The sequence below is a fragment of the Microbacterium sp. UBA3394 genome, from assembly GCF_002358725.1.
Taxonomy (GTDB): domain Bacteria; phylum Actinomycetota; class Actinomycetes; order Actinomycetales; family Microbacteriaceae; genus Microbacterium; species Microbacterium luteum.
In genome coordinates, this window is sequence record NZ_DEPK01000234.1 from 1 (window position 1) to 11094 (window position 11094).

Genomic DNA, 11094 nt, shown 5'->3' on the forward strand with positions numbered 1-11094 from the left:
ACGGTGTTCCCCTTGTCGCGCAGCTGACGCAGCAGCCGGTTCGTGCGGGCGATGTCGTGCGGGTGCAGTCCGGCCGTCGGCTCGTCGAACACGTAGGTGATGTCGGTGAGCGACGAGCCGAGGTGACGGATCATCTTCGTGCGCTGCGCCTCCCCGCCCGACAGCGTTCCCGACGACCGGTCGAGCGAGAGGTAGCCGAGGCCGATGTCGACGAACGAGTCGACCGTCTGACGCAGCGAGGACAGCAGCGGCGCGACGGCGGGATCGTCGATCGTCCGCAGCCAGGCGGCGAGGTCGGTGATCTGCATCGCCGCCGCCTCGGCGATGTTGACGTCGCCGATCCGTGACGACCGCGCCCCCTCGTTCAGACGGGTGCCGCCGCAGGCCGCGCAGGCGCTGAACTTCACGGCGCGCTCGACGAACGCGCGCACGTGCGGCTGCAGCGCATCGCGGTCCTTCTGCAGCATCGACTTGGTGATCTTGGGCACGAGCCCCTCGTAGGTGAGGTTGATGCCGCCGACCTTGACCTTCGTCGGCTCCTTGTAGAGGAAGTCGTGCCGTTCGGTCTCGGTGTAGTCCTGGATGGGCGTGGCCGGGTCGACGAAGCCGGACTCGGTGAAGGCCTTCACCATCCATCCGTCGACGGTGTATCCGGGAACGGTGATCGCGCCGTCCTGCAGGGACTTGGTGCGGTCGAACAGTTCGTCGAGGTCGATGTCGCTGACCTCACCCAGCCCCTCGCAGTCCGGGCACATCCCGCCGGTGATCTCGAACGAGCGGCGTTCCTTCTTGCCCTTGTCCTTGCCGACCTGCACGGTGACCGCCCCCGCGCCGGAGACCGAAGGGACGTTGAAGGAGAACGCCTGCGGCGAGCCGACGTGCGGGGTGCCGAGACGGCTGAACAGCAGACGGAGCATCGCGTGCACGTCGGTGGCCGTGCCGACGGTCGACCGGGAGTTCGACCCCATGCGCTCCTGGTCGACGATGATCGCGGGGCTGACGTTCTCGAGCGCGTCGACCTCGGGGCGACTGAGCTGTCCCATGAACTGCTGGACGAACGTCGGGTAGGTCTCGTTGATGAGTCGCTGCGACTCGTTCGCGATCGTCGCGAAGACCAGGGAGGACTTGCCCGAGCCGCTCACGCCGGTGAACACCGTCAGACGTCGCTTGGGGATCTCGACCGAGACGTTCTTGAGGTTGTTCTCCCGCGCTCCGACGACGCGGATCACGTCGTGGGAGTCGGCGATGTGCGGTGTGGCGTCGACCTCGGACATGCGGGCTCCTCCCGGTACCCCCTCAGTGTGGCGCATGTGGCCGACACGGCGCGTCGCGGATCACGCCGCCAGGAAGCATCCCTCGACGTGGTCGTCGACCATGCCGGCCGACTGCATCAGCGCGTACATCGTGGTCGGGCCGACGAAGCGGAAGCCCCGGCGCCGCAGCTCACGGCTGAGCGCGTCGGACGCCGGCGTGGTCGCCGGCACCTCGTCGAAGGTCCGCGGGCGAGGACGCGGAGGCGGCGCGAACGACCACATCAGGGAATCGAGCTCTCCCTCGGCCATGTCGCGGACGATCGCCGCGTTCGAGATCGTCGCGAGGATCTTCGCGCGGTTCCGGATGATGCCGGGGTCGGCCATCAGGCGTTCCACGTCGTCGCCGTCGAACGCCGCCACCGCCACCGGGTCGAAGCCGGCGAAGACCTCGCGGAAGCGCGGCCGCTTGCGCAGGATGGTGATCCACGACAGGCCCGCCTGGAACCCCTCCAGGCTCATCTTCTCGAAGAGCGGCCGGTCGCCGCGCAGCGGCCGGCCCCACTCCTCGTCGTGATAGCGCTGGTACTCGGGATCGTCGCCGATCCACCCGCACCGCACGACGCCGTCTTCACCGGTACGCACACTCTCCGCCACGCCACCAGTATCGCCTCGGGGTGCGACAGTGCCGGGCTACTTCTTGTTCTTCTTCTGCAGCGACTTCTCGGACACGGGGGCGGTGCCGGATGCGCGCTCGGCGGCGAAGTGGGCGGCGGCGGCATCCTGTCGCTCCTGCTCGGCGCCCGAGGCGATCGGGGCGCGCACGTGCTCGGGGGCGAACCCGAACGCGTCGACGAGATCCTGCGCATGCGGACGCAGGCGCGCGCTCAACCGATCGATGTAGCGCGAGACGGCGCTCGCGCGCTGCGCGGACAGGCGGCCGTTGATGAGATACCACGCGAGGTGGCGCTCGATCAGCGACAGTCCGAAGAGATCGCGAAGCCACGTGAGCACCTGCTTCGTGCCCGCATCGGCGGTCTTGTTGACCGCGTCGGTGAACGCCTCCCACTGCAGCAGCTCGCCGTGCGCGCGGGCAGCCTCGATCAGCTGCGACTGGTTCTCGTTGAACAGCGCCGCGGCCTCGTCGGCCGGCAGCTTGGATGCCGGGCGCAGTCGGCCGGCGATGTCGGCGATCATCTGCTGCACGCGGTCGGTGAGCAGCTCCTGCTGGTGGTCGCCCCGCAGCCCGAGCTCCACCGAGCGGGCGGTCGAGCCGAAGTCGGTGACCGCCTGTCCGAGCTGGCGGAGTCCGGCGCCGTGGAACACCTTGCCGGCGGTCTGGCCGACCGCGAAGCGGGCGAGCGTGGCGGCATCCGCACCCTTGAACTGCTTGGCGAAATCGCCGAGCAGGCGCTTGCCGACCAGCTGCAGGAGCACGTTGTTGTCACCTTCGAAGGTGACGTAGACGTCGAGGTCGTGGTGCAGGTCGACCATGCGGTTCTCGGCGAGGAACCCCTGGCCGCCGCACGCCTCCCGGCTCTCCTGGATGGTGTCCAGCGCGTTCCACGTCGACAGGGGCTTCAGGGCGGCGGCGAGCGTCTCGAGGTCTTCGCGCTCGTCGGGGGTGTCGGTGCGACCCGAGAAGACGCCGTCGAACTTCTTCAGCAGCTCGTCGTGCGAGAAGAACTGGGCGTAGACCTGCGCCAGGCGCGGCAGCAGCCGGCGCTGGTGCTTGGCGTAATCGAGCAGCACGACCTCGTCGGTTCCGGCGCCGGAGTCGAACTGACGCCGCTGGTTGGCGTAGGTGATCGCGATGTTCAGCGCCAGGGCGGTCGCGGTCGTGGCGGCACCGTCGAGGGACACGCGGCCCTGGACCAGGGCGCCGAGCATCGTGAAGAAGCGACGACCGGGGCTGTCGATGTCGGAGGTGTAGCTGCCGTCGGGCGCGACGTCGCCATACCGATTGAGCAGGTTCTCGCGCGGCACGCGCACGTTGTCGAAGTGCAGCCGGCCGTTGTCGATGCCGTTGAGCCCACCCTTGACGCCGTCGTCCTCTCCGCCGATGCCGGGGAGGAACGCGCCCTCGTCGTCGCGCAGCGGAACGAAGAAGCAGTGCACGCCGTAGTTCACGCCGCCGGTGATCAGCTGGGCGAAGACGGTGGCGGCCTTGCCGTGCAGCGCGGCGTTGCCGAGGTAGTCCTTCCACGCCCCGCGGAACGGCGTGTGGATGACGAATTCCTTGGTCTCGGGGTCGTAGGTCGCGGTGGTGCCGATGGCGGCGACGTCGGAGCCGTGGCCGGTCTCGGTCATCGCGAACGCGCCGGGCAGATCGAGGCTGATGATGTCGCGGAGCCACAGGTCGTGGTGCTTCTTGGTGCCCAGCTGGTAGACCGCGGAGCCGAACAGGCCCCACTGCACGCCGGACTTGATCTGCAGGCTCGGGTCGGCGAGCACGAGCTCTTCGAACCCGGCGAGGTTCGCACCGTTGTCTTCGAGGCCGCCGTACTCGGTGGGGAAGGCCCGTCGCGAGCCGTCGTTGTCGACGAGGAGGTGCAGCTGCTCCAGCACGCGTGCTCGGTGCTCCGCCATGGACTGACCCGGCTCCTGCCAGAACACCGGGTGCTTGATCAGCTCGCGCACCTCCCGGCGCGTCTCGCGCCACGTTCCCAGCAGCGCGTTGGTGACGGCCGGCACGTCGATCCGTGCCTCGTGGGCTTCGTCCGCGGTGTGCGGCGCGGTCGGCGCACCGCCCTCGGGTGTGCGTTTGTCTTCTGCGGGCGTGGACGAACGGACAGCAACGTCTGCCATGACATCACCTTTCGGCGTCGGAGGGGTGGCGCCCGCATCGGATGCGGACACCATTGACAGTAGGTGTCCCACAATCATGCGGCAAACCCCTTGCAGCATCCACACAACGACACCGCCCGAGGTCACCCGTGACGATTGTGCGCGCCCCACACCTGCGCGATCCTGCGACCCGGGCGGTCAGCCCTCAGCCGCGACGACCAGCGCGATCGAGAGTCCGTGGCCGAACCGGAACAGGGGATCGACGGTGTCGAAGGGCACGTCGGGGCGGGAGCGTTCGACGGCCGCCATCGAGCGCGGCAGATCGAACGGCAGTCGCCCCTGGGGCTCGGCGACTCCCGTCAGCACGTCGAACAGCGCCGCGCCGCTCGCACCCCAGTTGGCGGTGAGGGCGGCGACATCCTCGACGATCGGCGTGAGGATCGCGGGGCGGTCGAGGAGCACATCCACCACCGTCGGCACCGCCTGCGCGACCTCGCGGACGTGGGCGATGACGTCGTCGGGGAAGGCGAGGGAGCCCGCGTGGAAGAAGTTCTCGAAGGTCGACCCGCGCTCCTCGAACGGCGCGTGGAGGCGAAGCACCGCCACGTCGGCCTCGGCGGGCGTGGCGACCACGGTGCCGTAGCGCGCGGCGATCTCCGGGTCGACGCCCTCGACGTACAGGCGGCGGCCGGTGGGCAGCGGCAGCACACCGCTGTCGGCGAGCAGCGTGATCGCCGCGCGCTGGGCGGCTTCCCCGGCCGCGCGGAAGTCGGCCCGGCCGACGATCTCGTCTGCGGCGGCGACGTCGACGAAGGGCTGCTCGAACAGGCCGAGCTCGAACTTCTCACGCAGGATGCGGCGCGCGGAGACATCCAGCCGCTCCTCGGCGACCTCGCCCGCGGCGACGAGCTCGACGAGCAGCGCCGTGCACGTCTCGCCGCCGAACTGGTCGACCCCGGCATCCAGCACCCTCATCATCCGCTCCGACGGCGTGAGGTGCTCGACGCCCCACGCGCGAGCCGGGAACGGGGTGCCGAGGATCTCGGCGTCGGTGATGAGACCCCAGTCGGTGCACACCAGGCCGTCGAAGCCGTACCGCTCACGGAGCAGGCCGGTGATGACCGACCGGTTAAAACCGAAGCCGACCTCCTCGTGCTCCGTGCCGACCGGCATGCCGTAGTACGGCATGACCTGGCGCGTGCCCGCCTGGAAGGCGTCCTCGAACGGCTTCAGGTGGTGTTCGAACATGCCGCCGGGGTAGACCTGCTCGCGGCCGTAGGCGAAGTGCGGATCCTCGCCGTCCTTCTGCGGTCCGCCGCCGGGGAAGTGCTTGGTCATCGTCGAGACGGAGCCGACCCCCAAGGCCTCTCCCTGGAAGCCGCGGATGTAGGCGGCGCCCATGCGGCCGGCGAGATCGGCGTCCTCACCGAACGTCGCGGTCTGTCGAGCCCAGCGCGGCTCGGTCGCGAGGTCGACCTGCGGATGGAGGGCGACACGCAAGCCGACGGCCGTGTACTCCTGCCGCGCGATGTCGGCGAACCGTTCGACCAGCTCCTCGTCGCCGATCGCGGCGAGCCCCATCGTCTCGGGCCACTGCGAGAAGGGCCCCGCCATGATCGCCGCACCCGGGTTGTCGCTGAAGGAGTGGCGCGGGTCGGTGGACAGCGTCACCGGAATGCCGAGATGGGTCGACGCGGCGAGTTCCTGGAGCGCGTTGTGCCACTCGGCCATCTGCCGTCCCGTCGGCGCGGCGCCGAGCAGGTTGAAGTGGGACATGTGGCGCCCGGCCACCAGCTCTCGCGGTGCCGGCAGGCCGAACGCGGGATTGTCCTCGTCGAGGTCGCCGATGGCGATCATCGTGTGGAAGAAGAGTCCTGCCTTCTCGGCCACGGTCATCGCCGAAAGGAGCAGCTCGACGCGCTCCTCGACGGGCAGGTCGGCGTTCAGCCACGGGCGTTCGGTCTCGGCAGCCACGGTCACCACTCCTTCGTGCGGGTCGTCTCACCAGGATAAACCGAACATCACTCGATATTCGCGGTCACCCCTCGGCGGCGACGACCTCGAGCACGGCCTCGCCATAGGCGTCGCGCTTGGTCGCGCCGATGCCGGTGATGCCGTCGAGGTCGGCCATGCTGACCGGGCGGTGCTCGGCGAGCGCTCGCAGCGTCGCATCGTTGAACACCACGTAGGCCGGCTTGCCGATCTCGCGTGCCACGCCCGCGCGCCACGCCCGCAGCGCTTCGAAGAGGCCGCGGTCGCCGTCGGCGAGCGCGTCGGACGCAGCGGAGGTGCGCCGCCGCGACCCGCCGCCCGATCCGCCGCGACCGAGCACATCCCGCCGCAGCGGCACCAGAGCCTCGCCGCGCAGCACCGCGGCGGCCGGGTCTCCCAGCGCGAGGGTGCCGTACTCGCCCTGCGCCACGAGGATGCCGCGCGCGAGCAGCTGGCGCACGACGCTGCGCCAGTCCTGATCGCTGAGGTCGTCGCCGATGCCGTACGTGGCGAGCCGGTCGTGCCCCTGCTGGCGGATGCGGTCGGTCGACGCGCCGCGCAGGATGTCGATGAGGTGCCCCGCCCCGAACGCCTGGCCGCGCTCGCGCTGCAGCCGCACCACGGTCGAGAGGAACTTCTGCGACGCCACCAGTCCGTCCCAGGTCTCCGGGGGCGTGAGGCACGTGTCGCAGTTGCCGCACGGCTGCGACTCCTGACCGAAGTAGCCGAGCAGATTCTGCCGGCGGCATCCGACCGTCTCGCACAGCGCGAGCATCGCGTCGAGATGCTGTCCGAGTCGCATGCGGTAGGTGCGGTCGCCGGGCGACTGGTCGATCATGCGCCGCTGCTGCACCACGTCGCCGAGCCCATACGCCATCCACACGATCGCGGGGTCGCCGTCACGGCCGGCGCGGCCGGTCTCCTGGTAGTAGCCCTCGACCGACTTCGGGAGGTCGATGTGGGCGACGAACCTCACATCGGGCTTGTCGATGCCCATGCCGAAGGCGATCGTCGCGACCATGACCACGCCGTCCTCGCGCAGGAAGCGCGACTGATTGGCCGACCGCACCGACGCGTCGAGGCCGGCGTGATACGGCAGCGCGTCGATCCCCTGGCCGGCGAGGTACGCCGCGGTCTGCTCGACCGACTTGCGGCTGAGGGCGTAGACGATGCCCGCGGCCCCCTCCGGCTGGGAGCGGATGAAGGTCACGAGCTGGCGGCGCGGGTCGACCTTCGGCTCGATGCGGTACTGGATGTTCGGCCGGTCGAAGCTGGAGACGAAATGGCGGGCCTGCGGAAGCCGCAGGCGCTCGGTGAGCTCGCGGTGGGTCGCGGGGGTGGCCGTCGCCGTCAGCGCGATGCGCGGAACGCCCGGGAAGCGCTCGTCGAGGTCGCCGAGGGCCAGATAGTCCGGGCGGAAGTCATGGCCCCACTGACTGACGCAGTGCGCCTCGTCGACCGCGATCACGCTGAGGCGGCCGCGCTGCAGGAAGGCCGTCGTCTGCGGCAGCGACAGGCGCTCCGGGGCGATGTAGAGGAGATCCAGGGCGCCCCGCAGATACGCCTGCTCGACGGCCGACCGCTCGGCCGGGGTCTGCGTGGAGTTCAGGTAGGCCGCAGCCACCCCGTTGGCCACGAGGGCATCCACCTGGTCGTGCATGAGGGCGATGAGGGGCGAGACGACCAGGCCCGTTCCCGGCCGCACGAGCGCGGGCACCTGGTAGCAGACGCTCTTTCCGCCACCGGTGGGCATCAGCACGACCGCGTCGCCGCCGCCGATCACGCGCGAGACGATGTCGCCCTGTTCACCGCGGAACGCGTCGTAGCCGTAGACCTCGTGCAGCACCGCGGCGGGATCGGCGCCGGTGAAGTCCCGGTGCGCGGATGCCGCGACCGTCGCCTCGGGCTCGGGCGGCGGCATCCACTCCTCCTCCGGCGGCGGGGCGAACTCGTCGTCGGGTGGCGGGGCGAAGGCGTCGGGATCCCACGCGGCGTACGGGTCGGCCTGCGGATCACTCACCCGACCAGGGTAGCCGCGGCATCCGACGTGCGCCGAGGCTGTGGACAGCCGGGGCGGGTGCACGCTCCCGCTCGTTCACAACTCCTCAACCAGGCGTCGGCAACCGGCCGAATCCTCCGATTCGCGGCACCGCGGCGCTGGATGTGAGGAGTTGTGAACGCCGAGCGCGCCGGAGGGTGCGCGGATTAGGCGGGCCAGAGGGCGGCGAGCTTCGCGATGACCGTCGCGTTGCGGTTGGTGCCGACGCCGAGATGCTTCGCCGCGCCGAGCGGATCCACCACGCCGTCTTCGTACCCGGGTTCGAGGAGGGCGTGCGCGGCCCGGCCGTGAACCACCATCCGGCCGCGGTCGGAAGCCGCGGCGGCCACGGCCTCGAGCTGAGCGGTGTCGAGCTCGTCTTTGAGCAGGTAGACGTAGTGACGCGCCAACCCGGGGTTCTCGGCCGACAGCCTCGCCGCCTCGGCCGCGGTCGCGGCGAATTCGGCGGCGGTGAAGACGATCGTCGGCACCTCGAAACCCCGGTCCGCCAGGAAGGCGCGCTCGAGCTGCACCTCGATGCGCGGCCGTGAGCGCATCCCCGACGCGAAGCGCACGTTGCCGGTGTTGCCGTGCGTGGCGACCTCTTCGAAGCCGCACGACTCGACGGCGGCGCGCAGCGCATCCTTCGGAAACTTCCGCGTCGCGCCGAGGTTCACCGCGCGAAGGAACGCCAGGTACGTCGTCACTCGTCCACTCTGGCACTGCGCTCACCCGGCCGCGAGCGGGCACACGTCGCATTCACCTGTCACGGGATGTCGCCACCGGCGCTGATTCCGGCATCCGGTGACAGTCGAACCGAAACGGGAGGGGGGCGGGACGGGGCGAGGCCCAGACGGGAGGGGGCGGGAGGGCGGGAGGGCGGGGCGGGGCGGGCCGGGACGGGGCGGGACGGGGCTAGAGGCGGAGCACCTCGTCGACGATCACCACGGCCGAACCCGCCTCCTCGGAGGCGGCGAGGTCGACGTGGGCGCGGATGCGCCAGTCGTGGTGGCCGGCGGGGTCGTCGAGGGTCTGCTCGATGCGCCACACCCCCTCGGCGGGCTGCTCGTCGATCGACACGAGGCGCGGCGACCGCGCCGAGCCGCCGGTGAGCAGCTCGTCGTGCTCGGCGAAGTAGCGGTCGAGCACATCCGGCCAGCCGACGTCGGGATCGAGCTCGACCAAATGGTCGTCGCGCTGCAGCGCCGCCAGCTGCACGCGGCGGAAGAGCTCGTTGCGCACCAGCACCACGAACGCGCGACGGTTATCCAGCACCGACGGGGGCGCGGGCGGCACGACGGGCGCCTCCGGATCGGCGGCGGGGTTCACCAGCGCCTCCCACTCGTCGACGAGGCTCGAATCGACCTGTCGCACGAGCTCGCCGAGCCACTCGATGACATCGAGCAGCGCGTCGGTGCGGGCATCCATCGGCACCGTCTGGGTGATGGCCCGGTAGGCGTCGCTGAGGTAGCGCAGCACGAGACCCTCGCTGCGGCCCAGCTGGTACAGCGAGACGAACTCGCCGAACGACAGCGCACGCTCGAACATGTCGCGCACGACCGACTTGGGGGCGAGCTCGAAATCGCGCACCCAGGGCTGGCTCGACGCGAACGTCTCGAACGCCTCGCCCAGCAGCTCGGCGAGCGGCTTCGGGTAGGTGACCTCCTCGAGCAGCTCCATGCGCTCCTCGTACTCGATCCCCTCGGCCTTCATCGCGCCGACCGCCTCGCCGCGCGCCTTGTACTCCTGCTGCGACAGGATCGCCCGCGGATCGTCGAGCGTCGCCTCGATGACACTCACGACGTCGAGGGCGTAGTGTCCCGTGCCGGCCGCGCCCGGTGCGTCGTCCGGGTCGAGAAGGCCGATGGCGGCGAGTGCGAAGGGCGACAGGGGCTGGTTGAGGGCGAAGTTCGGCTGCAGATCGACGGTGAGCCGGATGCGCGGTGCGGCGGCATCCTCGCGGTCGACCTGCACGATGCCGGCCGCCACGAGGGTGCGGAAGATCGCGAGGGCGCGCCGCGCGAGAGCGTAGCGACGGGCCGGCGCCTCGTGGTTGTCGAAGACGAGCGAGCGGATGTTCCCGAACACGTCGCCGCCGCGTCCGATCACGTTGATGAGCATCGCCGCCGTCAGCTGCAAATGCGAGGTGAGCGGCTCCGGCTCGGCTTCGACCAGTCTCTCGAAAGACCCGAGGCCCCAGTTGACGACCCCGGTCGGCGCCTTCTTGCGCACGATCTTCTTGCGCTTGGCGGGGTCGTCGCCGGCCTTGCGCAGCGCCGCCTCGTTCTCGATCTCCCAGTCGGGGGCCATCACCACGACGTTGCCGTAGGGGTCGTAGCCCGCGCGCCCCGCGCGCCCGGCGACCTGGTGGAACTCCCGCGCGCTGAGCTGACGCATCTTGGTGCCGTCGAACTTCGCCAGCGCGGTGATGACCACGGTGCGGATCGGCACGTTGATGCCGACGCCGAGCGTGTCGGTGCCGCAGATGACGCGCAGCAGTCCGCGCTGGGCGAGCGTCTCGACCAGGCGTCGGTAGCGCGGCAGCATGCCGGCGTGGTGCACGCCGATGCCGGCGCGCACGAGCCGCGACAGGGTCTTGCCGAACCCCGTCGTGAAGCGGAACCCTCCGATGGCGTCGGCGATCGCATCCCGCTGCTCGCGCGTGATGACCTTGACGCTCGACAGCGCCTGCGCACGCTCGACCGCGGCCGCCTGCGAGAAGTGCACGATGTAGATCGGGGCCTCGCGCTCGTCGAGGAGCCTCGTGACGAGCTCGTGGGCGGGGACGCGCTCATAGGAGTGGTGCAGCGGCACCGGCCGCACGGCTCCGGTCACCCGCGCGACCGGGCGCCCGGTGCGCCGCTCCAGGTCGGCGGCGAGGTCGGTGACGTCGCCGAGGGTGGCCGACATGAGAAGGAACTGCGCGCGGGGGAGCAGCAGCAGCGGGATCTGCCACGCCCAGCCGCGGTCGGGATCGCCGTAGTAGTGGAACTCGTCCATCACGACCTGGTCGATGTCGGCGTCCGC

General features: G+C 70.5%; 6 protein-coding genes and 1 pseudogene. All 7 read right to left on the bottom strand.

Features of this window, described 5'->3' with window-relative positions; genetic code table 11:
• A pseudogene (locus B4E30_RS14260) lies at window positions 1-1274 on the bottom strand (excinuclease ABC subunit UvrA); the annotation flags it as partial.
• A gap of 60 nt (window positions 1275-1334) precedes the next feature.
• On the bottom strand, window positions 1335-1907 hold the full coding sequence (locus tag B4E30_RS14265; protein WP_286795753.1) for a DNA-3-methyladenine glycosylase I: 573 nt from the start codon (window positions 1905-1907) through the stop codon (window positions 1335-1337).
• A 36-nt stretch (window positions 1908-1943) separates the two neighbouring features.
• Complete coding sequence (locus B4E30_RS14270; protein ID WP_286795756.1) at window positions 1944-4058, bottom strand: acyl-CoA dehydrogenase; 2115 nt, start codon at window positions 4056-4058, stop codon at window positions 1944-1946.
• A 177-nt stretch (window positions 4059-4235) separates the two neighbouring features.
• Window positions 4236-6011, bottom strand: a complete 1776-nt coding sequence (locus tag B4E30_RS14275; RefSeq protein ID WP_286795758.1) for a glycoside hydrolase family 3 protein — start codon at window positions 6009-6011, stop codon at window positions 4236-4238.
• Window positions 6012-6075: 64 nt separating this feature from the next.
• Window positions 6076-8049 carry a DNA helicase RecQ gene (gene recQ / locus B4E30_RS14280; protein WP_286795760.1) on the bottom strand — a complete coding sequence of 658 codons (1974 nt, stop codon included), beginning with the start codon at window positions 8047-8049 and terminating at the stop codon, window positions 6076-6078.
• A gap of 185 nt (window positions 8050-8234) precedes the next feature.
• A complete protein-coding gene (locus B4E30_RS14285) occupies window positions 8235-8774 on the bottom strand; it encodes a DUF1697 domain-containing protein (RefSeq protein WP_286795763.1) in 540 nt (179 codons plus the stop codon).
• A 208-nt stretch (window positions 8775-8982) separates the two neighbouring features.
• Window positions 8983-11094: DEAD/DEAH box helicase (locus B4E30_RS14290; protein ID WP_286795765.1), on the bottom strand; the 2112-nt coding region annotated here is incomplete at its 5' end.

Excerpts from the sequence above, each read along its gene's own strand:
- B4E30_RS14270 (WP_286795756.1), bottom strand. The coding sequence starts at position 4,058 with ATGGCAGACGTTGCTGTCCGTTCGTCCACGCCCGCAGAAGACAAACGC.